Here is a 23,531-nt window from a genome sequence, read left to right as displayed (position 1 = left end):
TTAAAACCTTGTATATGAAAATTCTGTTTACCCTCCTGATAGCAATTCCGCTGATAATTGCCTGTAAAAAATCACAGGAATTTCCTGAAGGAGAAGATCATGTTTTAAGTGGAAGATATATGGGCAAATTTTATAGAACAGGTAGTGATACTGTAAATGTATCCCTACTTTTTACAGAAAATAATTTTAGTGGCAGTAGCGATAGGCCTAAATATCCTGCTATTTGTAATGGCACATTTTCTGTAACTAAGAATGGCAGCTCAAATACAATTCAGTTTGATGATGTCTGTATGTGGACTGCTGATTTTGACTGGTCATTAATACTAGACGGTGAATATGATTTGAAATTTAATCCTGACAATTCAGTAACTATTGTGCGACATAGCTTTGCTTCATCAGATTATTATACTTTATGGAAAGTAGTACGCTAAGAAGTTTTGTTATGGATAATAAACCGGTATAATTCTTTTTCGCCTTCTTTAAAAATAAGTTCCTTTTCAAAGCCTGCCTTGAGCAACACTTTTTGAGAAGCAGTGTTTGCTGATTCAGTTACTGCATAGATCAACGGAAGTTTCATCACTTCAAAAACATATTTCAGACCAGCTTTGGTTAACTCGGTTGCATAACCTTTGTCCCACTCCTCTTTTTTTAAAGAATAACCTAATTGGATTTTTTCACTTCCCGGAATAAAGATTATTGCAAAGGAACCAACAAACTTAGCTGTTAGCTTCTCTTCTACGCCCCATCTTCCCATCAAGGGGTACATAGTATAAAACTCAATATTTTCTTTTAGAAATTTTTCGCTTTCTTCCCGAGTCTGAACAGCCCGGATATAACGCATTACATCTTCATCCCCGCTGAGTGAAAAAAAATTGTCTTTATCTGCCTGAGAATACCGCCTGACAATTAACCGGTCCGTTTCAAAAATGAATTGGGATTGCACTTATTGAAGTTATTATTTCTAAACTGTTTCCTTATGTATCTCACTCGTAAAATGAAACTCTATATCCGGGTTATTGGTTTTTTCGGTATTCAAATACCACTCACTTTGGGCAAGATATATCATGTGCCCATCTTTATCAGCACCGATATTCATTTGCTTGAAACGGGAAAATTCTTCCAGCTTTTTCGGATCCTTACTTGAAAGCCAGCAGGCTTTGTAAAAAGGTAAATTATTAAAGACAACTGAAGCGCCATACTCATGTAACAAACGATATTGAATTACTTCAAACTGCAGTTCACCTACGCAACCAATTATTTTTTTATTTCCTCCATGCTGAGTAAACAATTGAGCTACTCCTTCATCCGTTAATTGCAATAATCCTTTTTCCAGTTGCTTAGTTTTCATCGGATCTTTATTCAGTACTTCTTTAAATATCTCCGGCGAGAAAGAAGGAATACCTGTAAAATAAAAATCCTCCCCCTCTGTTAATGTATCACCGATCTTAAAGTTACCTGTATCAAACAATCCAACTACATCACCGGCATAGGCATCATCAATAATGCTTTTATCCCTCGCCATAAATGAATAAGGATTACTGAAGCGAATATCCTTATCTAAGCGTACATGATGATAGTATTTGTTGCGTTCAAATTTACCACTGCAAATGCGGAGGAATGCAATCCTGTCGCGGTGTTTCAGATCAAGATTGGCATGAATCTTAAATACAAAGCCGGTCATTTTATCTTCGTATACATCCAGGTTACGGGTTGATGTTTCCCTGCTTCGTGGTGTGGGTGCAATGCGAATAAATGTATCGAGCATTTCTTTTACGCCAAAGTTGTTGATAGCACTACCAAAAAATACAGGGGCAACTTTGGCAGCCAGGTAATCATCAGCATTCAGTACACCGTGTACCCCATCAACCAATTCCACATCTTCTCTTAATTGATCAGCATCTTTTTCACCCAGTAACTCATTTACCACTGCATCATTTAGATTGCTGATGGAAACAACTTCATCATCGGCACCCTTCGTATTAGCAGTGAACAAACGAAGATTCTTATCATGCAGGTTATAAACACCTTTAAATTCCTTACCGCTATTGATCGGCCATGTCATCGGGTGCAGGTGAATAGATAATTCTTTTTCTATTTCTTCCAATAGATCAAACCGGCTTTTACCATCACGGTCCATTTTATTAATGAAAACAATCACAGGTGTATCCCGCATACGGCACACTTCCATCAATCGTCTTGTTTGTGCCTCTACCCCATTCACACTGTCAACAACAAGAATTACGCTATCAACAGCAGTTAATGTCCTGTAAGTATCTTCTGCAAAGTCTTTGTGACCGGGAGTATCGAGCAAGTTGATCAAAATCTTTTTGTATTCAAATGTCATTACGGAAGTAGCTACCGAGATACCACGTTGTCTTTCTATTTCCATAAAGTCGCTGGTAGCATGTTTCTTGATCTTATTGCTTTTTACAGCACCTGCCGTTTGAATAGCACCTCCAAACAACAGGAATTTTTCTGTCAATGTTGTTTTACCCGCATCCGGGTGGCTGATGATGGCGAAGCTGCGGCGGCGTTGTATTTCAGTTGCGTATTTCATACCCTTATCCCCGCCGCAGCGGGGAATAATTAATTTTCTGGTTTATGCGAATTTATTTCAAGCGGGCAAAGGTAAGGTTTGGAAGTGATTTTTGACTGATGAACAGAGATACAACAGTACAAGAGTGCCTTCGACAAGCTCAGGATAAACTTGCAAGGGACGATCAACCAAGAAACCAATGCTGGTAACCACCTAAATAATTTCTTTTATTGCACCGTTACCATCAGTTAATTTTGCCAAATGTTAAGCGGAACGCTGGATATAATCGGCAATAGTATAAAAATGGCTGCACAGGAATTGTGGAAGAATAAGCTCCGCACATTTCTTTCTCTTTTTGGTATTACTATCGGCATTCTTTGTATTATTGGCGTACTCACCGTTGTAAACAGCCTTGAGCATAATATCCAGGGTGAAATAAAATCACTTGGCACTAACACTATCTACGTTGACAAATGGGAATGGGGTGGCGGGCCTGACAGACCCTGGTGGCAGTTTCAAAAACGTCCTTCTCCCCGCTTTGATGAAGTAAAGCAGATCAAAGAGAGAACACACTCAGCAAAATTCATAGGATTTAAAATAAGTCTAAATGATAAGGTGGGCTATAAAGACAATGACCTGTCGAATATTAATTATTATGGAGTTAATGAAGAATTCAACGAAGTACAGAAAATAGATATTGAATTTGGTCGCTACATTTCGGATGCTGAGTTTGCAACAGGAAGTAGTGCAGTTGTTCTCGGCTATACAGTTGCTGAAAAATTATATGGTAAAGCTGAACTGGCAATAGGAAAACATATTGAGGCAAGAGGAAAAAAAATACCTGTATCGGGTGTAATACGTAAGCAGGGCAAGAATTTGATCGGCGGATGGAATTTTGATGAAAGCATATTGATGAGTTACCGGATGGCGAGAAATATTATGGACGAACGCAGGGCTAACCCGTTAATAATGGTTCAGGGACTTGATAATATCACAAGTGTGGCACTGAAAGATGAACTGGAAGGAACAATGCGGAGCATTCACAAACTCAATCCTACACAGGAAAATGATTTTTCCTTAAATGATATAAACGATTTCAGCGCTGCTGTAAGTAAAGCATTTTCAGGATTGAATATGGGCGGTGCCATTATCGGAGGCATTAGTTTGATCGTTGGTCTATTTGGTGTGGCTAATATTATGTTTGTTACTGTAAGAGAACGTACCAGCCAGATAGGATTGAAAAAAGCAATTGGCGCTAAGAAAAGAATTATCCTTTCTGAGTTTTTAATGGAATCAGCATTTCTCTGTGTTATCGGTGGTTTGATCGGGCTGCTTTTGGTTTTCCTGGTAACCGTTATATTAACAAAGGCACTGAATTTTCCTATTTTCATATCTGTCGCTAATATGATGTGGACTTTTATTATCTGCCTTTCTGTAGGGATCATTGCCGGTATTATCCCTGCCTCTCAGGCAGCAGGAATGGATCCTGTAGTCGCAATCAGGAGTAAATAATAAATATAAAATCTAAAACACAAAATGTAAAACCGAAGAAGTGATATCACTTACTTTTACATTTTAAATTTTATATTCTGCATTTTACATTTCATGCCCATAATTCTCGCTATAGAATCTTCATGTGACGAAACCTCCGCATCCATATGCAGGGATGGAAATATCTTGTCAAATATTATTGCTACGCAAAAAGTACATGAACAGTATGGCGGCGTTGTACCAGAACTGGCGAGTCGTGCACATATACAAAATATTATTCCTGTAGTAACTGAATCACTTAAGACTGCTAATTGTGAACTGCAGACTGTTGACTGTATTGCGTTCACTCAATCACCCGGGTTGATCGGCTCACTGCTTGTTGGTGCCCAGTTTGCAAAATCATTAGCATTATCATTAGACAAGCCTTTAGTTGCAGTACATCATATGCAGGCACATGTGCTGGCAAACCGGATTGCAGATAAAAAACCTTCATTTCCATTTTTATGCTTAACAGTTAGTGGAGGGCATACACAAATTGTTTTATGTGAATCACCAACAGCTATGAAAGTGATCGGTGAAACCATTGATGATGCAGCAGGCGAAGCATTTGATAAAACAGCAAAATTATTGGGCCTCCCTTATCCCGGCGGACCGTTGATCGATAAGTATGCTGTGAATGGCGATGCAAACCGTTTTAATTTTCCTGAGCCACAAATAGCTGATTTGAATTTTAGTTTTAGTGGTGTAAAAACTTCCATCCTTTATTTTTTACAAAATGCAGGCAAAAGCAATTTGTATAAAGAAGAATTTCTAGCACCAGAAGCTGAAAGAAAAAAATTTATTGAAGAAAACATTGAAGATATCTGCGCTTCAGTACAGCAACGCATTATTTCCATACTGCTAAATAAGCTAAAAAAAGCATCTATTCAAACAGGCATAAAGGATATTTGTCTTGCCGGCGGCGTATCAGCTAACAGCGGTTTAAGAAAAGCATTTTATGAAATGGGTGAGAAATATAAATGGAACTGTTTTATACCCGCCTTTGAATATTGCACTGATAATGCTGCCATGATTGCCATCACCGGCTATTACAAATACTTGGCTGGCGACTTTTCAAGCCTTGATGTTACTGCAAGTGCAAGAGCCGAGTGGTGAACTGGATACCAGATACTAGATTCTAGTTAACTTTATATTCGACTATTCCTAAAAACAGGAGCTTAAACATCCAGTATCTAGCATCAAGTATCCAGTATGTCTAATTCCTTCTTCAGATTTAAGCAATTCATCATCCGCCAGGATAAATGCGCCATGAAGGTGACAACAGATGCCTGTTTGTTTGGAGCATGGTTAGCGGAAAAAGTCAGGAGTCAGGAGTCGGGAGTCGGGAGTCAGAATCTGAAAGTTGGAAATGTACTGGATATAGGAACAGGCACTGGCTTACTTTCATTAATGCTGGCACAAAATTGCGACGCAAATATTGATGCAATAGAAATAGACGACCAGGCAGCAGCCCAGGCTACAGAAAATGAAGAGGCATGTTCCTTCAGAAACAGTATACAAGTGATAAACGCTGATATCCGGGATCATCATTTTGAAAAAAAATATGATGTCATTATCAGCAACCCTCCTTTTTATGAAAATGAACTGAAATCAGTTTCATCAAAAAAGAATATAGCTCATCATGGCGAAAATTTATCATTACAGGATTTACTTACGGCTATCAAGCAAAACTTGAACCCTGGTGGTTTATTTTTTCTTTTACTTCCTTTTAAAAGAGATGAAGAGATCAGAAGCCTGGTATACCAAAATAAAATGCAGCTGAAACAAATCACATTGGTACGCCAATCAGTTCACCATAATTTTTTCCGCATTATGATCATGGGCACTATTACTGAAGAAGGCTACTCTGAAGCAGAGTTTGATGAAATATCGATTTGGGATGAACATCAGCAATACACAGAGGAATTTGTACAACTCTTAAAAGATTATTATTTATACCTGTAAAACTGATCAGAAGATTTTAAATCTTTCAAAACAACTTTTCTCTAATAGTTCTCTGTCATCCGGATGTGCAATATTGATCAATGCTTTTGCCCGTTGACGCAGATTTTTTCCAAACAAATAAGCAGCACCATATTCGGTTACCACATAATGCACATGTGCTCTTGTTGTAACAACGCTGGCACCGGGTTTCAGAATGGGAACAATTCTTGAAACACCCTTCTGTGTTCTCGATGGCAATGCGATGATAGGCTTACCTCCTTCACTCAATGCTGAGCCTCTTATAAAATCCATTTGTCCGCCAACACCAGAGAATTGATAAGTGCCGATAGAGTCGGCACAAACCTGCCCAGTTATATCCACTTCAATTGCACTATTGATGGCAATTACTTTTGGATTGCGACGAATAACAGAAGTTTCATTTACATAATCAATATCTAAAAAAGCGAAAGCAGGGTTATCATGAACATAATCGTAAAGCATTTTTGTGCCGAGTGCAAAACCGGTTACTACTTTATTAGGGTGTATCCTTTTATATTTATTTGTTACTATATCTTTTTCCACCAAATCGATTAATCCATCTGAAAACATTTCAGTATGTACACCCAGGTCTTTATGATTATAAAGCGATTTCAACACTGCATCAGGTATAGCACCAATACCGGTTTGCAAAGTGCTGCGATCATCAATTAACTCAGCAATAAATTTTCCGATCTGCATTTCTTTCTCGGTTACCTTTTCTGCAAAATGTGCTTCATGCAGTGGCGCTTCATGATACACCATACTGTGAAAGCGTTCAACCGGCACCATCCCATCGCCATGTGTTCGGGGTATATTCGGGTTCACCTGTCCTATTACAAATTTTGCTGTATTCACTGCTGCCCTTGCTACGTCAACAGAAACACCAAGGGAACAATACCCATGAGCATCTGGCACAGAAACCTGGACGATAGCAACATCGATCGGCAGAATCTTTTGCTTGAACAGTTCAGGAATATCACTCAGAAATACGGGAACATAATCTGCATGACCATCATTCATGCTGTTTCGCAGAGTAGATGAACCAAATAAAGAATTAATGTTGAATATGCCGAGGTATTCAGGCCTATTCAAAAAGAATTCTCCATATACAGATATGGAAACGATTTCGACATCCCGCAACCTGTATGATTCATTGGCCAACTGCTCCAACATATACGTAGGCGTACAGGCACTTCCGTGAATAAATACCCGGTCTCCCGGTTTTACGATCTGCAATGCCTCTTTTGCTGATACATATTCAGCTGTTTTTCGTTTCATAGCCTGCAAAAATTGATATTATTCAATCCTGTTTACCTGATCTTTATCAACTTACATAAAAACTTTTGTCAGTCAAAAAATAACTTTGCTAAACCAATAAACCTGTTAACTTAAGGCTCTGAATAATTCTGATGATTTAATGAAAATCCTTTTAACCATATTGAATCTTTTTCCCCTATGGATCTTTGCCCAAAGCCTGGCTGGTGTATGGACGGGTTATATTAAAACTCCCGGAAGCCAGCTTCCCTATGAACTGGCGATAAGCGAAAACAATGAAAAAACATCCGGATATTCATTAATTATTTATGATAAGGAAGGTTTCGACAATATCGGGATCAAGACAGCAAAGATCACTGTAGGCAAAAAAGAAATACGGGTTGAAGATGGAGAACTGATCTACGAAAACTTCAATACAGTAGCTATCCGAACAAAACTTTATGGGTTTCTTACAATACAAAAGAAAGATACGGTATGGACTTTAAGTGGCATCTTCAAAACAAGGTCGATCGACTTCCGGGACACACGAAATTATAATGGCGAGGTCTATCTTCAAAAATCCAGCAAAGCAACATCACCAAAAATTTTATCTAGTTTAGATGAATTGAACCTGTTACATAATCTTGCATTTACACGAACAAGAGAGAAAAAATCAGTATCTGAAAAAAATATTGTTGCTCCCTTAAAAATCAATGAACGAAAAATTGAAAAGATCAGGGAAATATTTTTTTCCGCAGACAGCCTGAAATTAAGTATCGTTGATAATGGTACCGTCGATGGTGATACGATCAGCATGGTACTGAATGGAAAAATGATAGCTGAGAAAAAAGGACTTACTACCAAAGCATTTTCAATTACTATCCCAGCAAGGATTGGAAAAGGTGATTCGTTGATACTTGTAATGCATGCAGAATCATTAGGCACCATTCCTCCCAATACAGGGCTTTTGATCATTGAAGATGGTACCACCCGGTATGATATACGTTTTGAAGGCGACTTGAAAAGAAGTGCAGCTATCATTCTGCGGAAAAAATAAATGATAATCCTATTCTAATTACCTTATAAGTATATCCAAATAGAAAGGGGGCCGCAGAAGACCTTCCGGATCTCTACACATTCATTTATATTCATTAGAAAATGGAAGTCTGATTTTTTTTGTTACTTTATGAAAGTTTGAATGGATCTTTAAACGTGTAATCCAGTCATGTCAGAAAGATTTAAGATTGAATATATTGAAAGGAAAACCGAATTTGGGAATGCTATTTCGTACGATTGTATTATCACTGATCAAAGGACTGAGCGTACTTTTCATGGAATCGGGCGAACAAAAGAAGATGCAAAAGAAGATGCCTGGGAAGATTTTGACGAATTGGATAATCCGCAAACACCAGATGGCCATTTAAGATTACAACTTTATTCCGGGCTTCCCTCAGGCATTAACCAGGAAGAAATCAATGCTGATGACGATGAAGATGAAGATGACTTAGACGATAATGACTTTGATAATGATGTTGACATGGATGATGATGATGACGATGATAATGATGTTGACATGGATGATGATGATGACGATGACATGGATGATTAATTTATTAAAATAAATACAGATATGAAACCAATAACAATATTTCTGTTCTTACTGGCAATAGCTAGTTGCAGTGAAACGAAGGTTGATAAAAAAGCAGAAGGCGAAAAAATTATACAGCTAAGCAAGGAATGGTCGCAGGCAGCTGCTACAAAGGATATTGAGAAGACGTTAAGCTATTGGGCAGACGATGCTTTGGTAATGCAGGAAGGGATGGCTCCGTTAAAAGGTAAACAGGCGATCCGGCAAATGGTAGAAGGAAGTTTTAAAATGCTTGGCTTTAGTATAAGTTGGGAACCACAAAGTGTTGAAGTTTCAGATAACGGCGATATGGCTTACCTGATTGAGAATTCAAAAGTTTCCTATAATGACTCAACCGGCAAAACAATTACAACAAATAATAAGGCAGTAACTATTTGGCGTAAACAAGCAGATGGTACATGGAAGAATGCAGTTGATATTGCAACAACTGATCCATCTCAAAACAAATAGAAAATAATATTTCGATTTTTCTAAATAACTAAAAACATTCAAATACATCTCGTATGAAAAGATTAAATTCAGTCGCAATAGTATTAGCATTTATGCTTTTAGCAGGTGGTGTGAATGCGCAATCCAAAACGGGTGCAGATTTTTTTGCAGGTAAATGGAAAGTACTGGTGACCGGCACGCCTTACGGAGACCTTAAAAGAATTTATTCGCTGGAGAAAACCGACAATACACTCACAGGAATAGTGCAGGATTCAACCGGTAAAGAAATAACCAAATGTTCTAAAGTCGAAGTAAAAGACAATGAAGTAACACTTTATTACCAGGCCATGGGAAATGATGTTAACATAACACTGATCAAAAAAGATGACGATCATGTTACCGGATCTGTGCTTGGCACCTATGATGCTAAAGGTGAACGCATAAAATAAATTAATACTCAAGCGACACGACAAATGATCTTCCGTTAATAATTTACTGTGAAGCTTTTAGCCTTTTGTATAAATTATATGAATAAATGCAGGTAATAAGTATTATTAAACTCATTACTGCAAATAAAATGATCATAGATAATAAGAACGAAGTAAAAAGGCTGATAACAGCGATCAGCAATCCGCCTGCGAACATTAATTTTCCTCCCAGCAAATGTGTCTTTCTCCAATTCTCGTCGTTATTCAACGTCCAGGGCAAACGTATACCAGCGAAATAATTCGGTTTGATAGTATGCATATAATTACCAATAATTGCAAACAAGAGGCCTACTCCAGCCACAATAAACCGGCCACTGGATTTTATATTTTCATGAACACAAGTATATATAAGTAGACAAAGAACAGCAGCAATAAATACGCTTACAGCAAAGGCTATACGATGTAATCTGTTTTTATTTTCTGCTGCATATCTTTTTGGATCGATCCTGTAAACCTGGGGCAACAATAAATAAACAGCTGCATTCACTACTGTCAATATTATTGTCATCATAATAAGCTCATTTTTGTTGCCATAACGGTCAGGTTCTCCATTTAAATTAAAATGGATAGCAACTATTTCAGGAATGTTATTCCAGGCGATGGCGAGATAAACTGCCGGGCCTGCAATGAACAGCCAAATGATCCTTTTCAAAAACTTATCCATAATTATTTCTTTTTTGATTTGATTTGAAGTAACCATTTCATGATCTCATCTACAACTGTTGTATTAAGAGAGTAAGAAACAAATTGTCCTTTTTTTTCTGCGATCACCAATTTGGCCTGTTTCAACAGATCCAGGTGGTGAGAAATGCTGGGACCGGATATATTAAACATGTTCACTATCTCCCCTGCCGTCATATCCTTTTCTCTCAGTAATTCAAGTATCTCCCGCCGGGTAGGATCATTCAAAGCTTTAAATACATTGTTCATAATCTCTTAATTCAATGATTGTATATTTAGCCAAATGTCTAAATATTATTCTAAACCACCAAATTTTTTTTCGAAAAAAATTTACCTTTCATAAAATCCTTTAAAAAAATATATCCCTGGTAAAGTAACTTTAAGAGTAAAGTGCAGCGGCATTGAAGAAGTTTGGTTTCATACTCATTATTCTTTCCTTCGCTTTCTTTTTAAAAGCGCAACAGGTTAACTGTATCTTTAAGCCCTCTCAATTCACCATACATTTTGGTACCGGCAATGTCCGCGATATTAATAATGAACTTACAGGCTACCGGCGGGTTTCACGCTATTGCCCTTCTGATGGATATTATTCATTTGCTTCATATACCAGTGAATGCTTCGACGACGATTGGCATACCATTTCTGAGGACCACACCGCCGGCGATGCGGATGGAAATATGTTGTTGGTAAATGCTGGAGTGGCAGGAGATGTATTTCTAAGAACGCCAATAACTGGGTTGAAGAGTAATACCATTTATGAATTAGGCTTGTGGCTTGTCAATCTTTGCAGGCCTACAAAAAAATGTCCATATCCACTTTTACCTAACCTGAATATTCGATTGGAAACACCTGAAGGGAAAATCGTCGCAAACATTGTGACAGGCGATCTGCCAAGAGTTGAAGATCCGCATTGGACGCAGCATCGTGTCTATTTCACAACTCCTGCCTCAACGTCAACATTGATACTTGTGATGGCCGATAATAGACCAAGTGGTTGTGGAAATGATTTTGCATTAGACGATATCACATTCCGCGAATGTGTAAAACAAAATACACAGGTAGCTGAAGTGCCAAAGAAAACTTCACAGAAAAATTCACCGGTGACAACAAAGCCAAAACCGGCACCTAAAAAATCTACAACTCCACTGGAGAAAAAAGTCCAGCCAGCACCTGTGATCAAACCGAAAACTGATACGCTATTAAAAACAAATCCAGTTGTTAAACATAAGAATATCCTTCCTGCTGCCCCTTTGGTATTAAAGAACAGGGAAAATGCATTGGTCAGGGAAATTGAAACTGAAGCCAGTGAAATAAAAATTGATCTATATGATAATGGTGAGATCGATGGTGATACGATCAGCATATACCACAACAATACATTAATAAGATCGCATATGCGGCTTTCTCAAAAACCGATATCAATCACCGTTAGTATAAATCCTTCTCAACCTCATCATGAAATAATTATGGTTGCTGAAAATTTAGGCTCTATTCCGCCCAATACTTCCGTCATGATCATTACTACTGCAAACGACCGCTACCAGGTTTTCATCTCCTCCAGCGAACAAAAAAATGCGAAGGTTGTTTTTGATTTAAAGAAATGAGGAACCGCATGAATATTATTCAACTTTGCTTGTTTTCAAATTGATTCAATATGATCATTGTGCAATTTGATGTGGAATTGTGTCTTAAATGAATAAAGGATCGATATTCGGGGTCATTATAAAAATTAAGTACAGCTTCCTCTGAAGGAAATTCTACTAAAGCATTCATGGTTTTAGGGTTTCTTTCCAATGCTTTTGGATTTGTTTCCATTGCCAACAATTTTGCTCCATGTTTCTGAAGTAAGGGTCCTACACGCGGCGGATAATCTTTGAATGTTTCAAAGTCGTGTATGTCATAAGCGTTTATTACATATACTGACATGATCATATTATTTTAAATATTTTATATAAGTAAACAGGGACGATGGATCGTCCCTGTGATTTTTTACGCCATTGCACTGCATTCCTCTGCACATTCCCTGCATACTTCTGCACATCTTTTACAATGTTGCATATGTGAATGTTTTTCACATTCATCAGCACATACATTACAAAGTTCTACGCATTCTTTCAGCAAATGCTCACCATGTTCGGAGCCACGTGAAAGAAGTGATGCTATAGTACGGCAAAGTTCAGCACAGTCAAGATCAAGCTTAATACAGCGGTTCAGCATTTTTACATGATCTTCATTGAGGCAGGCCATTGCACAATGGCTGCATTCAATAGCGCAACGATTCAGCATTTCGATCAATCCTATATTTTTTTCGTGACTCATAGGTTTGATTTTTAAGATTAAGAAATTAATTACTTAATCAGGCCTACAAATACCATGCACAGAAATGCCCTGCTTTATTTGTTTAGACAGCAATATATTAACTTGCACCAATGATATTAAACGAGGATCGCCTATGTTCCTTGCAACAATTGCGATGATGGAATTGTGGTTAAGAAAGAAAAATAAACCGATCATTTAAAATGATTATTCATGGGTAGTCAAAAACTAATTCAATTTTTAAGAAATTCCAACCTCGTCTCTCAAAAAACAGCAGAAGAGATAGCCGGACAGTTTACTCCAAAAGAAATCAAACGAAATGATTTTCTCTTTAAAGAAGGAAGAATTTGCAATGATTATTTTTTTCTTGAAAATGGTTTCATCCGAGCATTTGCACATGATACAGATGGCAATGAGGTTACAACTAATTTCTATTCTTCAAACCAGGTGGTATTTGAAGTGTCATCCTTTTTTAATCGCACAATATCAAAAGAAAACTTTCAGTCAATTGTTGACTCTGAAGGGTGGTGTATAACCTACGACCAGCTTAATAATCTTTTTCATTCTCTGCATGAGTTCAGGGATTTTGGCCGTGCCATATTAGTAAAAGGATTTTCTTCACTAAAAACAAGAATGCTCTCAATGATCACCGAAACAGCGGAGCAACGGTACGACACACTATTGAAAACCAATCCTGAAATATTTCAGTATGCTGCACTGAAACATATCGCCTCTTATCTTGGCATTACTGATACTTCTTTAAGCCGCATTCGAAAGGAATATCTAAAAAAATAATCCCCGGTCATTTCTTGTCATTTGCAAAGAGCAGGCAAGATCCTCTATAGTTTCTTTGTGATATGATCATAAGATCAAAACACAATAAAAGCTTATAAAATGAAAAGCAATTTTTCAATACCGGGCTTCCTGATGCTGTTGCTTACCCTGGCATGTATTGCCCTTATCATAAAAGGATTACAGGCTGTCTTAAAAAGAACAGGCTGGGAAGAAACTCGTCGCAAAAGAATATTTACTATCTCAACAGTTGCTATATTATTATGGGCAGTGTTGCTTTCAGTACTTTCGTTCCAGGATTTCTTTTCCGACTTCAGTAGTTTACCACCAAAACCGGCTTTAGCAATACTTATTCCTTTACCAATTGTTTTACTCATTGCATTTTCAAAAAAAGGGACACAACTCTTACAATCAATCCCACCGCATTGGCTGATCTGGATGCAATCTTTCCGAATAATGGTAGAACTATTACTTCTTTTAGCCTTTTTAAATAATAAGTTGCCTGTTCAAATGACATTCGAAGGAAGAAATTTTGATATACTCACTGGTTTACTTGCTTTGCCAGTTGGTTATTTACTGGCAAGAAGAAAAAGTAATGCATCTAAATTGGCTATTTTCTATAATTTTCTTGGGATCCTTTTACTGATCAATATACTTGTGATCGCAGTGCTTTCAATGCCAACATCCATCCGTTATTTTATGAACGAGCCGGCAAACACATTAGTAGCAGAGTTTCCTTTTATCTTATTGCCGGGAGTACTAGTACCTCTTGCATATACATTGCATATATTTTCATTGAGGCAATTATTTTTTAGAAGAGAATTAAGTCAACCGATCAATTTAAAGGAGAAAAATGTTATCCATGCATGATCTCGTATCGTCTTTTGTAAGTATCGAGAATTGGTTCTTGCTCTTTATTAAACAAATTCCTGGCAATAAGTACTAATCTTGTTAATATCTTATGCTTTTGCTTGTTATCTGAAAAAGCCGGGGCTTGAAACATTTTTTCGTCGATGAATGGGTTCTCACTGTATTGAAGTATCATTTCATCGAGGGTAAGATTTGGAGTCATAATAAAAGGTTTTAAAAGTTAAGACAACAATACCCTTAAAAAAATCGTGCCAACTCAAAATCATTAGAAAGACGAAAATGAAATCTAACAAAATGGGTAATTAATTACTCACAATGAAGACATTGAACGGATAATCTAAGAAAATAAAAGAGCTGAGACATCAACGATGCTAAAACGAAAAGCGACTGCTAATCATTAACAGTCGCTTACATTTTTTACATCTAAACCGGGTGGAGGTGAATATTTTCAAAGTGATAATTGCTGCAGAATGCTACAAAATTGGACATCGCCAAAAGTGAACGGGTGCCTAACGAAAATGTCTCTGAAAGTACACCAGAAAATTGCAGCAGCTTGCTGATAGTTGCATCATGCTAAAAACAAAAGCGACTGCTAATCATAATTTTGCAGTCGCTTACATTTTGTTGCATTTAAACCGGGTGGAGGTGAGGAGAATCGAACTCCTGTCCAAACATATTCGCCGAAAGCTTTCTACATGCTTATTCTGTTTTATTGTGTCGGAAAGTAACTGGAAACAAACAACCGATCACTTCCTTAGCTGGATGGTCTTAGGCAATCAGCACAGCCTATGATTGCAGCAACTTGTTTTATTTTAAGTCGGCGGCAGGGCATGGAAACAAGCGAACCGGCCCGGCGGCCCTAATGACTACTTAATCACTGATTAGGCAGCCATGGCATACTGAGTATTGCCATTTGAGTTTTGAGTATTCAGATTAGCCTGCTAATTACACAACGCAGAACATGCTTACACTTTCAAAGATCTATGCTGTCAAAACCGGGCACCCCCATTTTCATTTCGATATTTTGTTACCGGCAACATTGCTACTTTTGTTACCGGCAACATTGCTACTATTAGGCCATTGTTGCGTCGCACTCTTGTACGTTCGGTATCCCTATTCAGCATAATCGAACTGTCTGCAAAGATAACCATGTTTCCCGTGGTGCATATTGAATTTTTACTTAAAATTTATTTCGCCACCATGCCAATGCGAAATATTTTATTTTTACCCAATGACGAATCCATTAGAAACCTATCAGCAAGAAATTACAAGACTAAAGGCTGAACTTAATAAACTAGAAAAGCGAAAATCTTTATTGGGCTGGCTTAGGTTACTAAGCATGGGCCTGGCATTAGTCAGCCTATGGTGGCTTTGGACAAATGGAATGTTTTTCCTCCTTCCCCTACCCTTTTTGTTTATTGCTTTATTTCTTTTCATCCTCACAAAAGATCTCAACAATAATGATGCAATCGAAAACCTTGAAAGACTTATTAAGATAAACGAAACTGAAATTGAAGTTCTGAATCATCATTTCACCCATTTACCAGATGGCAGCCAATACAAACCCGAAATGCATGAATATGCCAACGACCTCGATATTTTCGGGAGAGCTTCCTTATATCAATATATCAATCGAACCAAAAGTGAGCAGGGAAATAAATTATTTTCAGACTGGTTGCTGCATCCTGCAGAACCCGAAGCTATACTTCAACGTCAGCACGCAGTTAACGAACTGACAACTGAACTAAACTGGCGTCAGCAACTGCAATCCTATGGCACCGCAAGTCCGATCAGCATCAGCACACAGCGAAAAATTGATAACTGGCTTAAAGAACCTAATGAGTTTTCAGGCAAATCATACTGGCGGGTTCTGAAATATCTCTTGCCTGTAATAAGCTTTACATTACTTATCCTGCATCTTACGGATGTTCTTTCATCATCTGCTTTTTATCCGTTAATGATCCTGATGCTTGGCATCTCCTTTATTATTTCAAAACAAGTAATGCCTTCATACCTGCAATTGGATAAAGTAGCCCCGCAATTAGAATCACTGTCTGGCAGTATAAGATGGATCGAACAAAAGGAGTTTAGATCCGAACTACTTGAACAGCTAAAAAACAAATTCAAAACCGGGTCAGGCACATCATCACAATCAATAAAAAAATTGAAAAATATTTTAGACCGGTTTGATATTCGCCTGAACCCACTTGTATTTATTCCTTTAAACACTTTCTTATTCTGGGACTTACAGCAAATATTTGTCCTTGAAAAATGGAAAAAAGAAAATAAAGAAAGCATTGATGAATGGTTTCATGCCCTTGCAGAAATTGAATGTCTTTCGTCATTGGGTAATTTTCATTTCAATCACTCCGAAAATTCATTCCCGGTCATATCGGATCAACAAGGCGTTTTTAATGCTGAAGAGTTGGGGCATCCTTTGATCCCAAAAGAAAAACTGGTTTGCAATTCTTTTGCAACCGAAGGATTAAACCAGATGAATCTTGTTACGGGTTCTAATATGGCCGGTAAAAGCACATTTCTCAGAAGTATCGGGGTGAATATAGTTTTAGCGATGATGGGCGCCTCTGTTCATGCAAGATCACTTACGCTTTCGCCAATGAAAGTGCTGAGCAGCATGAGGGTTAGTGATAACCTGGAAGAAAGCACATCTACCTTTTATGCAGAACTTAAAAAGCTAAAAGAAGTAATTGATGCCGTTTATAATAATGAAAAAGTTTTCCTGCTGCTGGATGAAATTTTAAGAGGCACAAATTCCGGCGACAGGCATACAGGTTCGAAAGCTTTAATAAAACAACTCATACAACATAAAGCCGCCGGGCTGATCGCTACACATGATCTGGAATTGGCAAAACTGGCTGATGAATTTCCTGCCAATATTCACAACTATCATTTTGATGTGCAGGTAGCGAACGATGAATTGTATTTTGATTACAAATTAAAAAGAGGCGTATGCCAAAGCATGAACGCCTCTTTATTGATGAAAAAGATTGGGATCGAATTATAAGCTAAGAGATAAAGGTGTGGAAAGAGGCAAAGAGTAAATTTTATCCCTGTTATAAACTATACAAAGACATAAAACCTCTCTTTCTCTCTTTCAAACTCTTAGCCCTATTTAAATATCCGCCAGATATCAAGCCCTAATGCATAAGCCATTAATGCAAGCAGTAATACCATTCCTACCATTTGTGCATACTCCAAAAACTTATCACTCGGTTTGCGACCGGTAATCATTTCTACTAATGTAAATAATGCATGCCCACCATCAAGCCCGGGTATTGGCAATATATTCATGAATGCAAGAATGATACTGAATATCGCAGTAAGCGACCAGAATATCTGCCAGTTCCATTCATCAGGATAAATACCACCAATACTCAAAACACTACCTACAGATTCACTGGCTTTTGCTTTACCAGTAAACAATTGGCGCAACCCTGTCATATATCTTCCTAATGTTGACCAGCATTCTTTAAAACCAGCCGGTATGGCCTGGAAAAAATTAAAATGCTCTGCCTCGAATATAAAGCCGAGCTCTTCCAGGGATTTTGCTTCAACACCTATTAATCCATTTTTATCAAACTCAACAGTTTTAGTGATCGTGTCATTACCGCGAAGAATTTTTATCGTCAGGCTGGTATCCTTTATATCTTTTGTTGCTCTTTTATACTCGTGATAGTATAATGTTTCAATACCATTAACGCCTACAATTCTATCTTCAGCCAAAATACCTGCTTTTTCAGCATTTGATTTTTTAGCAAATTTTTTCACAACAAATGGCGCCCTCACATTTACAAAACTTCCTGAGGTCCTCGTATTTAGTTTTCTCACCAATCCATCATCGAGTTTTAATTCAATCAGGCTATCCCCTCTTTGTATTGTAAGTGAAGTTGCTTCATCTAAAACGATCCTGCCCTTCACAGAACCAATATCCTTCAAAGTTGTTGTATCTACTTTCAACACAATATCTCCATCCTTTAATCCAACAGTTTGCGCAAGGCTATCCACTGCAATTCCGTACTTAGCATTGGCCGGCGGCATATACTCTTTTCCCCAAACCCAAAGTATTACAATAAAAATGAGGATCGCCAATACCACATTTATTATAATCCCACCTAACATAATGATCAATCGCTGCCAGGCCGGTTTACTTCTGAACTCATAAGGTTGTGCCGGCAATTTCATTGCCTCTTTGTCCATGCTCTCATCGATCATTCCGGAGATCTTCACATAACCGCCCAATGGTATCCAGCCGAGTCCATATTCAGTTTCACCTTTTTTCTTTTTCCAAAGCGAGAACCATGGATTGAAAAACAAATAGAATTTTTCTACCCGGCAACCAAACCATTTGGCTGTGATATAATGACCAAATTCATGTAAGACGATCAGGATTGAAAAAGATAAAATAAACTGGGCAGCCTTCACTCCAAGTGTACTCAAATCAATAGCTAACAAATAATGCATAATAGATTCTTATTAAAAAACAACCCAACCGTAGTTGGGGAACGTTACAATTTTATAATGTCGGCGACAAAATTACGGGCCTCACCATCGCTTTCAAAATATTCTTCCAGCGTAGGCTTTTCTATAAAAGGGATCTTTGCCATCGTCTTTTCAATCAGGTCTGTCATTTCCAAAAAGCCAACCCTGTTCCTTAAAAATGCATAGACTGCAAGTTCATTGGCCGCATTCATTACACAGGGCAAATTACCGCCTTTAAATAAAGCATCCTGCGCCAATGCGAGGTTTCGGAATGTTCTGATATCGGGTTCTTCAAAATTCAGTGTCGCATATTTTCTGAATTCAAACCGCGGATAATTATTTGGAATACGATGAGGGAAACCTAATGCATACTGTATTGGCAGTTTCATATCCGGCAAACCCATCTGCGCTTTTATACTTCCATCTTCAAACTGCACCATGCTATGAATAATACTTTGCGGATGAATGATAACCTGTACCTGTTCCGGTTTCAGGTTAAACAACCATTTTGCTTCGATCATCTCAAGCCCTTTATTCATTAGTGTAGATGAATCAATTGAGATCTTTGCACCCATTGTCCAGTTTGGATGCTGCAAAGCATGTTCTCTTTTTACATTCACGAGAAAGTTTGGCTTCTTTCCCAGGAATGGTCCGCCTGATGCAGTGAGGATCACTTTCTCGATCTTGTTTCTTGATTCACCAACAAGACATTGAAAAATGGCTGAATGTTCTGAATCAACTGGAATAACAGCAACCCTGTTTTCAACGGCTTTCTGCATTATAATATCTCCTGCAACAACCAATGTTTCTTTATTAGCGAGTCCAATTGTCTTTTTGTTTTCAATTGCTTTAAGTGTAGGTTTTAACCCAGCAAAGCCAACAATACCAGCAAGCATCAGATCATAACAATCCATTGCAGCTACTTCTTCCAATGCTTTTTCGCCAGAAAATACTTTTACATCCGTAGCAGCCAAAGCATCTTTTACTTTCTGGTATTTCTTTTCATCACCGATCACTACAATATTGGGATTGAACTTCAGCGCTTGTTGTATCAACAGGTCATCGCTGTTTTGTGCAGTCAATACTTCAGCAGAAAATTTATCCGGATGGGCAGCAATTACTTCCAATGCCTGCGTACCGATAGAACCGGTAGAGCCAAAAAGGGCAATACGTTTTATGTTAGAGTCATTGGTCATTCAGCAAACTTAGTTAACTCATCCGCAATCTTCCTGTCATTACTCAATCTTGGTACTTTATTTTGTCCGCCTAATTTACCGATGGATTTCATATAATCAATGAAACCATTCTTGCGAATTGGCGTCACTTTAAGGGTTGACAAAATATTTCCGCTTATTAAATCATCGTAATATACATTCTTTGTCCGCAGGTTGTCATCCATTTTTTTAATAAAGGCAGTCATGTCATCTGGCTTATTCTCAAATTCAATAAACCATTCGTGATAGGATCTGCCATCCGATTTATTTACAAATGGCGCAACAGTAAATTCTGTGATATGTACTCTCTCTTCTTCTGCAGCACGCAACAAACTATATTCTACCTCCTCACCTATCACATGCTCTCCAAATGCTGAAATAAAATGTTTGATACGGCCTGTAACAACTAACCGGTAAGGATTTGTTGAAACAAATTTTACCGTATCACCAAGATTATATCCCCAAAGGCCAGCATTGTTATTAATGATCATTGCATAGTTCTCTCCCACTTTTACATCTCTCAATGATAATCGTGTTGGGTTATCATTATAAAACTCTGCAACCGGGATAAACTCATAAAAAATTCCGCTATTAGTATTCAGCAAAAGACCTTCCGCATTCTGTGAATCCTGGAAAGCAAAGAAACCTTCACTTGCAGGAAACAGCTCAATGCAGTCAATTTTCTTGCCAATGCTTTCGTACAGTTTGGCTTTGTAAGGTTCAAAGTTTACACCGCCCTGAACCATCACACTGAAATTTGGAAACAGGTCAGCGATCTTTTTTCCACTGCGTTTTGTCAACTCATCAAAATACATCTGCATCCATGGTGGTATACCACTAATGAGTGTCATGTTCTGATTGATGGTCTCATCAACTATTTTTCCGAGTTTGGTTTCCCAGTCTTCAATACAATTAGTTTCATACGAAGGCATCTGGTTTGCCCTGAGATATTTTGGAACATGATGATTGACGATACCACTCAACCGGCCAGTTGGAACGCCGCCAATCCTGTCCAGCACCGGGGAACCTGAAAGAAAGATCAATTTACCATTAGCAAAAGCAGTATTACCCGTCTCTGCCATATAACAAAGCAGGGCATTACGTGCCGTATTAATATGGTTTGGGATGGATTCTTTTGTAATAGGGATGTATTTAGCCCCGCTTGTCGTGCCGGATGTTTTGGCGAAATAAATAGGCTTGCCTTTCCACAGAACATTATGCTTACCCTCCTTGATCCTGTCCACATAAGGCCTCATTTGCTCATAATCCCGGACAGGTACCGCCTGCTTAAAGGTCTCATAATTATCCACATCGGCCAGCTTCATATCCTTGCCGATATCCGTTATCCGCCCGGTTTTTATCTGAGTTTTCAGAATATTTTCCTGGTCGGCCACGGCTGTAGCCATCCCTTTTCGGATACCTTTATATATATATGAAGCGAAGGGTTTCGCTAAAAAAGACTTGATTTTCATACACTAACTGCTAAGCTGGCTGAGTAGTCCCGCCGGGGCGGGATGCAAATATAAAGGACGCCCTATTAATTATACCCGGATGTGGACATAAAACTTTGATAATCTGTTTGCCGGAAAAGCATTTCCCCTTACCTTTGCCACCCTTAAATTTTTGTATATGATAGCCGTAATAAAGATCGCCGGACAGCAGTATAAAGTAGAAAAAGACCAGACCCTTTACGTTCCTCATGTGGAAGGTAATGCTGGTGATAAAGTAGAAGTGGAAGTATTGATGGTAGATGCCGATGGTAAGTTGACGGCAGGTAGTGATGTGAAATCAACAGTAGCTGCAGAAATAGTAAGCCAGGAAAAAGGTGATACTGTGATTGCATACAAACAAAAAAGAAGAAAAGGTTTTCACAAGAAAAAAGGTCATCGTACTGCGTATACTAAAATCAAGATCACAAGCATTAAATAATTAATTTCAAAACTCATTCGTCATGGCACATAAGAAAGGTGAAGGCAGTGTAAAAAATAACCGCGACTCACATAGCAAAAGACTCGGTGTAAAAATTTATGGCGGACAGCCTGCTATTGCTGGTAACATCATCGTTCGTCAAAGAGGAACAACTTATCATCCTGGAAAAAATGTTGGAGTTGGAAAAGACTTCACTATTTTTTCAATGATCGATGGTGTTGTTGAATTTAAAAAAGGAAGAAGCAACAGAATGTTTATTTCTGTTAACCCTGTTGAAGCGTAAGCTTCCAAAAGCTCCATTGTGCATTTTTTGTGAATTTATTTTTGTTAGTTTAAAAATTTTACTATTTTTACTAACGTTAACCCATTTTTACTAAACATTAAATTCACAAATCATGGCAGCAAAGAAAAAAGCAGCAAAGAAAAAAGCGGCTCCTAAAAAGAAAGCAGCTAAGAAGAAGAAGAAGTAAATCGGTTTCGACCGAAAGTTATAAGAGAAGTCCCGCAAGTTGCGGGACTTTTTATTTTCAGAAGGGAAATTGATGAAAATTGATGGTATATGTAACTTAGGAAGCTAGAAAATTTTTGAATATTTTTGAGTTGTATGCAATACTATGAAGACACCTCTTACCATATTCGCCATTTGCTGTTTGACTTCTCTCAGTTGCAACAACTCATCTCAAAACTCCCAGCTGACGTCGCAAGACACAGGGAAAATAGCAAACCCTGAACAACAACTTTTTGGGTCAAGTATTAAATGGCTCGACAGTTCAAAGGTTGAAATGGCCATAGACACGACAATTTCATATAAAACTAAAAATTTTGATTGTGATTCTGTTCTTGCTATTGATTATACTGGTTTTGAAGGCGAGTATACATTTTTACCGCTTAACGACAAAGGACAATGGATAAACAAAATCCAACAAGTAAAAAAGTTGACACAACAACAAGAAGATTATGTTGCTACTGTTATCGGTGACAAAAAATCATATTCCAACCCTGTACTTGTTGCATGTTATGAACCCAGACACGGAATTGTTTACTTTAAAAATGGTAGAGTAATTGGACAAACAGCGATTTGTTTAAGTTGTGCAAGATTAGAATCGACGATTAAGATCGGCGACCCCAAACGAGAAGGGTTATTAAATGAAGTTGGAAGACAAAAGCTAAATAGACTTTGTAAAGAGCTTCAGTTTTCTGATTGTCGCAACGAATAGACGAGGGAGCACAGCATACAACATGAACTGTGTAAAAAACCAAATATAAAATTGATTTTTTTTATGGTTTAGCTGAGCAATAATTAGGTTGATACAATGTTTTGTTTTTTACCACTGCAAATACTTGTTTTAAAAGTTTATTAC

The 23,531-nt window shown here is 37.9% G+C and carries 26 protein-coding genes and 1 other RNA gene; 15 read left to right on the top strand and 12 right to left on the bottom strand.

Annotated elements, in window-relative coordinates:
- Positions 1-14 precede the first annotated feature (14 nt).
- Complete coding sequence (locus E6H07_13470; GenBank protein TMI62424.1) at positions 15-431, top strand: hypothetical protein; 417 nt, start codon at positions 15-17, stop codon at positions 429-431.
- On the opposite strand, the gene E6H07_13465 is transcribed toward E6H07_13470, so the two are convergent.
- Together E6H07_13465 and E6H07_13460 are read right to left on the bottom strand one after the other, a co-directional pair.
- A complete protein-coding gene (locus E6H07_13465; GenBank protein ID TMI62423.1) occupies positions 428-943 on the bottom strand; it encodes a GNAT family N-acetyltransferase in 516 nt (171 codons plus the stop codon). The two genes, E6H07_13470 and E6H07_13465, sit on opposite strands and share 4 nt — an antisense overlap.
- Positions 944-961: 18 nt before the next feature.
- Entirely contained in the window at positions 962-2,557 is a 1,596-nt protein-coding gene (locus E6H07_13460; GenBank protein ID TMI62422.1) for a peptide chain release factor 3, read from the bottom strand.
- A gap of 240 nt (positions 2,558-2,797) precedes the next feature.
- Here E6H07_13460 and E6H07_13455 point away from each other — a divergent pair, with 240 nt between their 5' ends.
- The 3 genes from E6H07_13455 to E6H07_13445 all read left to right on the top strand — a co-directional run bounded on the left by E6H07_13455 (position 2,798) and on the right by E6H07_13445 (position 6,031).
- Positions 2,798-4,048, top strand: coding sequence for an ABC transporter permease (locus E6H07_13455; GenBank protein ID TMI62421.1), 1,251 nt, complete (start codon positions 2,798-2,800; stop codon positions 4,046-4,048).
- Positions 4,049-4,141: 93 nt separating this feature from the next.
- The gene (gene tsaD, locus E6H07_13450; GenBank protein ID TMI62420.1) at positions 4,142-5,182 is read left to right on the top strand and encodes a tRNA (adenosine(37)-N6)-threonylcarbamoyltransferase complex transferase subunit TsaD; all 1,041 of its coding nucleotides are present in this window, start codon (positions 4,142-4,144) and stop codon (positions 5,180-5,182) included.
- A 96-nt stretch (positions 5,183-5,278) separates the two neighbouring features.
- The gene (locus tag E6H07_13445; GenBank protein TMI62419.1) at positions 5,279-6,031 is read left to right on the top strand and encodes a methyltransferase; all 753 of its coding nucleotides are present in this window, start codon (positions 5,279-5,281) and stop codon (positions 6,029-6,031) included.
- A 6-nt stretch (positions 6,032-6,037) separates the two neighbouring features.
- On the opposite strand, the gene E6H07_13440 is transcribed toward E6H07_13445, so the two are convergent.
- Positions 6,038-7,327, bottom strand: coding sequence for an acetyl-CoA hydrolase/transferase family protein (locus E6H07_13440; protein ID TMI62418.1), 1,290 nt, complete (start codon positions 7,325-7,327; stop codon positions 6,038-6,040).
- 139 nt (positions 7,328-7,466) lie between these two features.
- Between E6H07_13440 and E6H07_13435 the strand changes: the two genes are divergently transcribed.
- The 4 genes from E6H07_13435 (at position 7,467) to E6H07_13420 (ending at position 9,829) form a co-directional block, all read left to right on the top strand.
- Positions 7,467-8,360, top strand: coding sequence for a hypothetical protein (locus E6H07_13435; protein ID TMI62417.1), 894 nt, complete (start codon positions 7,467-7,469; stop codon positions 8,358-8,360).
- Positions 8,361-8,528: 168 nt separating this feature from the next.
- Positions 8,529-8,912: a hypothetical protein gene (locus E6H07_13430; GenBank protein TMI62416.1), complete on the top strand. Its 384-nt coding sequence runs from the start codon at positions 8,529-8,531 to the stop codon at positions 8,910-8,912.
- 21 nt (positions 8,913-8,933) lie between these two features.
- Positions 8,934-9,401: an SgcJ/EcaC family oxidoreductase gene (locus tag E6H07_13425; GenBank protein TMI62415.1), complete on the top strand. Its 468-nt coding sequence runs from the start codon at positions 8,934-8,936 to the stop codon at positions 9,399-9,401.
- A gap of 53 nt (positions 9,402-9,454) precedes the next feature.
- Positions 9,455-9,829 carry a hypothetical protein gene (locus E6H07_13420; protein ID TMI62414.1) on the top strand — a complete coding sequence of 125 codons (375 nt, stop codon included), beginning with the start codon at positions 9,455-9,457 and terminating at the stop codon, positions 9,827-9,829.
- Positions 9,830-9,872: 43 nt separating this feature from the next.
- Here the strand turns inward: E6H07_13420 and E6H07_13415 are convergent, their stop codons facing one another.
- Together E6H07_13415 and E6H07_13410 are read right to left on the bottom strand one after the other, a co-directional pair.
- A complete protein-coding gene (locus E6H07_13415; protein ID TMI62413.1) occupies positions 9,873-10,568 on the bottom strand; it encodes a DUF1648 domain-containing protein in 696 nt (231 codons plus the stop codon).
- Entirely contained in the window at positions 10,535-10,798 is a 264-nt protein-coding gene (locus E6H07_13410) for a winged helix-turn-helix transcriptional regulator (protein ID TMI62412.1), read from the bottom strand. The genes E6H07_13415 and E6H07_13410 overlap by 34 nt, the downstream gene beginning before the upstream one ends.
- Before the next feature lie 152 nt (positions 10,799-10,950).
- On the opposite strand from E6H07_13410, the gene E6H07_13405 reads away from it, so the two are divergent.
- Positions 10,951-12,153, top strand: a complete 1,203-nt coding sequence (locus E6H07_13405; GenBank protein TMI62411.1) for a hypothetical protein — start codon at positions 10,951-10,953, stop codon at positions 12,151-12,153.
- 19 nt (positions 12,154-12,172) lie between these two features.
- Here E6H07_13405 and E6H07_13400 read toward each other — a convergent pair whose 3' ends face one another.
- Together E6H07_13400 and E6H07_13395 are read right to left on the bottom strand one after the other, a co-directional pair.
- On the bottom strand, positions 12,173-12,481 hold the full coding sequence (locus tag E6H07_13400) for a DUF1330 domain-containing protein (GenBank protein TMI62410.1): 309 nt from the start codon (positions 12,479-12,481) through the stop codon (positions 12,173-12,175).
- A 57-nt stretch (positions 12,482-12,538) separates the two neighbouring features.
- On the bottom strand, positions 12,539-12,868 hold the full coding sequence (locus tag E6H07_13395; protein TMI62409.1) for a four-helix bundle copper-binding protein: 330 nt from the start codon (positions 12,866-12,868) through the stop codon (positions 12,539-12,541).
- Between the two features lie 210 nt (positions 12,869-13,078).
- Here E6H07_13395 and E6H07_13390 point away from each other — a divergent pair, with 210 nt between their 5' ends.
- Together E6H07_13390 and E6H07_13385 are read left to right on the top strand one after the other, a co-directional pair.
- Complete coding sequence (locus E6H07_13390) at positions 13,079-13,660, top strand: Crp/Fnr family transcriptional regulator (GenBank protein ID TMI62408.1); 582 nt, start codon at positions 13,079-13,081, stop codon at positions 13,658-13,660.
- 99 nt (positions 13,661-13,759) lie between these two features.
- Positions 13,760-14,527, top strand: coding sequence for a hypothetical protein (locus tag E6H07_13385; protein TMI62407.1), 768 nt, complete (start codon positions 13,760-13,762; stop codon positions 14,525-14,527).
- On the opposite strand, the gene E6H07_13380 is transcribed toward E6H07_13385, so the two are convergent.
- Both E6H07_13380 and ssrA read right to left on the bottom strand, forming a co-directional pair.
- Entirely contained in the window at positions 14,514-14,729 is a 216-nt protein-coding gene (locus E6H07_13380) for a hypothetical protein (protein ID TMI62406.1), read from the bottom strand. The genes E6H07_13385 and E6H07_13380 overlap by 14 nt on opposite strands.
- A gap of 435 nt (positions 14,730-15,164) precedes the next feature.
- Positions 15,165-15,534: a transfer-messenger RNA gene (gene ssrA, locus E6H07_13375) on the bottom strand.
- A gap of 224 nt (positions 15,535-15,758) precedes the next feature.
- Between ssrA and E6H07_13370 the strand changes: the two genes are divergently transcribed.
- Positions 15,759-17,552: a hypothetical protein gene (locus E6H07_13370; protein ID TMI62405.1), complete on the top strand. Its 1,794-nt coding sequence runs from the start codon at positions 15,759-15,761 to the stop codon at positions 17,550-17,552.
- Positions 17,553-17,656: 104 nt separating this feature from the next.
- Here E6H07_13370 and rseP read toward each other — a convergent pair whose 3' ends face one another.
- Genes rseP through E6H07_13355 form a run of 3 tightly spaced genes read right to left on the bottom strand, consistent with a single transcriptional unit; the run spans position 17,657 to position 21,713 of the window.
- On the bottom strand, positions 17,657-19,009 hold the full coding sequence (rseP, locus tag E6H07_13365) for an RIP metalloprotease RseP (protein ID TMI62404.1): 1,353 nt from the start codon (positions 19,007-19,009) through the stop codon (positions 17,657-17,659).
- Between the two features lie 44 nt (positions 19,010-19,053).
- Positions 19,054-20,223 (bottom strand): 1-deoxy-D-xylulose-5-phosphate reductoisomerase, encoded by a 1,170-nt coding sequence (locus E6H07_13360; protein ID TMI62403.1) that lies wholly within the window; start codon positions 20,221-20,223, stop codon positions 19,054-19,056.
- Positions 20,220-21,713 (bottom strand): GH3 auxin-responsive promoter family protein, encoded by a 1,494-nt coding sequence (locus E6H07_13355; GenBank protein TMI62402.1) that lies wholly within the window; start codon positions 21,711-21,713, stop codon positions 20,220-20,222. The genes E6H07_13360 and E6H07_13355 overlap by 4 nt, the downstream gene beginning before the upstream one ends.
- 157 nt (positions 21,714-21,870) lie before the next feature.
- On the opposite strand from E6H07_13355, the gene rplU reads away from it, so the two are divergent.
- The 3 genes from rplU to E6H07_13340 all read left to right on the top strand — a co-directional run bounded on the left by rplU (position 21,871) and on the right by E6H07_13340 (position 23,387).
- Positions 21,871-22,170, top strand: coding sequence for a 50S ribosomal protein L21 (rplU, locus tag E6H07_13350; protein TMI62401.1), 300 nt, complete (start codon positions 21,871-21,873; stop codon positions 22,168-22,170).
- A 22-nt stretch (positions 22,171-22,192) separates the two neighbouring features.
- A complete protein-coding gene (locus tag E6H07_13345) occupies positions 22,193-22,453 on the top strand; it encodes a 50S ribosomal protein L27 (protein TMI62400.1) in 261 nt (86 codons plus the stop codon).
- Positions 22,454-22,784: 331 nt separating this feature from the next.
- Positions 22,785-23,387 (top strand): hypothetical protein, encoded by a 603-nt coding sequence (locus tag E6H07_13340; GenBank protein TMI62399.1) that lies wholly within the window; start codon positions 22,785-22,787, stop codon positions 23,385-23,387.
- Positions 23,388-23,531: the final 144 nt, after the last annotated feature.

The sequence above is a fragment of the Bacteroidota bacterium genome, assembly GCA_005882315.1.
Classification (GTDB): domain Bacteria; phylum Bacteroidota; class Bacteroidia; order Chitinophagales; family Chitinophagaceae; genus VBAR01.
The sequence above is the reverse complement of the archived record's forward strand: the minus strand, read 5'-3'. Positions and strand labels throughout refer to the sequence as shown.

Bases quoted from the DNA above. Each gene is read 5' to 3' on its own strand.
- E6H07_13470 (TMI62424.1), top strand. From the start codon at position 15: ATGAAAATTCTGTTTACCCTCCTGATAGCAATTCCGCTGATAATTGCC.
- E6H07_13460 (TMI62422.1), bottom strand. From the start codon at position 2,557: ATGAAATACGCAACTGAAATACAACGCCGCCGCAGCTTCGCCATCATC.
- E6H07_13455 (TMI62421.1), top strand. From the start codon at position 2,798: ATGTTAAGCGGAACGCTGGATATAATCGGCAATAGTATAAAAATGGCT.
- tsaD (TMI62420.1), top strand. From the start codon at position 4,142: ATGCCCATAATTCTCGCTATAGAATCTTCATGTGACGAAACCTCCGCA.
- E6H07_13445 (TMI62419.1), top strand. From the start codon at position 5,279: ATGTCTAATTCCTTCTTCAGATTTAAGCAATTCATCATCCGCCAGGAT.
- E6H07_13440 (TMI62418.1), bottom strand. From the start codon at position 7,327: ATGAAACGAAAAACAGCTGAATATGTATCAGCAAAAGAGGCATTGCAG.
- E6H07_13435 (TMI62417.1), top strand. From the start codon at position 7,467: ATGAAAATCCTTTTAACCATATTGAATCTTTTTCCCCTATGGATCTTT.
- E6H07_13430 (TMI62416.1), top strand. From the start codon at position 8,529: ATGTCAGAAAGATTTAAGATTGAATATATTGAAAGGAAAACCGAATTT.
- E6H07_13425 (TMI62415.1), top strand. From the start codon at position 8,934: ATGAAACCAATAACAATATTTCTGTTCTTACTGGCAATAGCTAGTTGC.
- E6H07_13420 (TMI62414.1), top strand. From the start codon at position 9,455: ATGAAAAGATTAAATTCAGTCGCAATAGTATTAGCATTTATGCTTTTA.
- E6H07_13415 (TMI62413.1), bottom strand. From the start codon at position 10,568: ATGGTTACTTCAAATCAAATCAAAAAAGAAATAATTATGGATAAGTTT.
- E6H07_13410 (TMI62412.1), bottom strand. From the start codon at position 10,798: ATGAACAATGTATTTAAAGCTTTGAATGATCCTACCCGGCGGGAGATA.
- E6H07_13400 (TMI62410.1), bottom strand. From the start codon at position 12,481: ATGATCATGTCAGTATATGTAATAAACGCTTATGACATACACGACTTT.
- E6H07_13395 (TMI62409.1), bottom strand. From the start codon at position 12,868: ATGAGTCACGAAAAAAATATAGGATTGATCGAAATGCTGAATCGTTGC.
- E6H07_13390 (TMI62408.1), top strand. From the start codon at position 13,079: ATGGGTAGTCAAAAACTAATTCAATTTTTAAGAAATTCCAACCTCGTC.
- E6H07_13385 (TMI62407.1), top strand. From the start codon at position 13,760: ATGAAAAGCAATTTTTCAATACCGGGCTTCCTGATGCTGTTGCTTACC.
- E6H07_13380 (TMI62406.1), bottom strand. From the start codon at position 14,729: ATGACTCCAAATCTTACCCTCGATGAAATGATACTTCAATACAGTGAG.
- E6H07_13370 (TMI62405.1), top strand. From the start codon at position 15,759: ATGACGAATCCATTAGAAACCTATCAGCAAGAAATTACAAGACTAAAG.
- rseP (TMI62404.1), bottom strand. From the start codon at position 19,009: ATGCATTATTTGTTAGCTATTGATTTGAGTACACTTGGAGTGAAGGCT.
- E6H07_13360 (TMI62403.1), bottom strand. From the start codon at position 20,223: ATGACCAATGACTCTAACATAAAACGTATTGCCCTTTTTGGCTCTACC.
- E6H07_13355 (TMI62402.1), bottom strand. From the start codon at position 21,713: ATGAAAATCAAGTCTTTTTTAGCGAAACCCTTCGCTTCATATATATAT.
- rplU (TMI62401.1), top strand. From the start codon at position 21,871: ATGATAGCCGTAATAAAGATCGCCGGACAGCAGTATAAAGTAGAAAAA.
- E6H07_13345 (TMI62400.1), top strand. From the start codon at position 22,193: ATGGCACATAAGAAAGGTGAAGGCAGTGTAAAAAATAACCGCGACTCA.
- E6H07_13340 (TMI62399.1), top strand. From the start codon at position 22,785: ATGAAGACACCTCTTACCATATTCGCCATTTGCTGTTTGACTTCTCTC.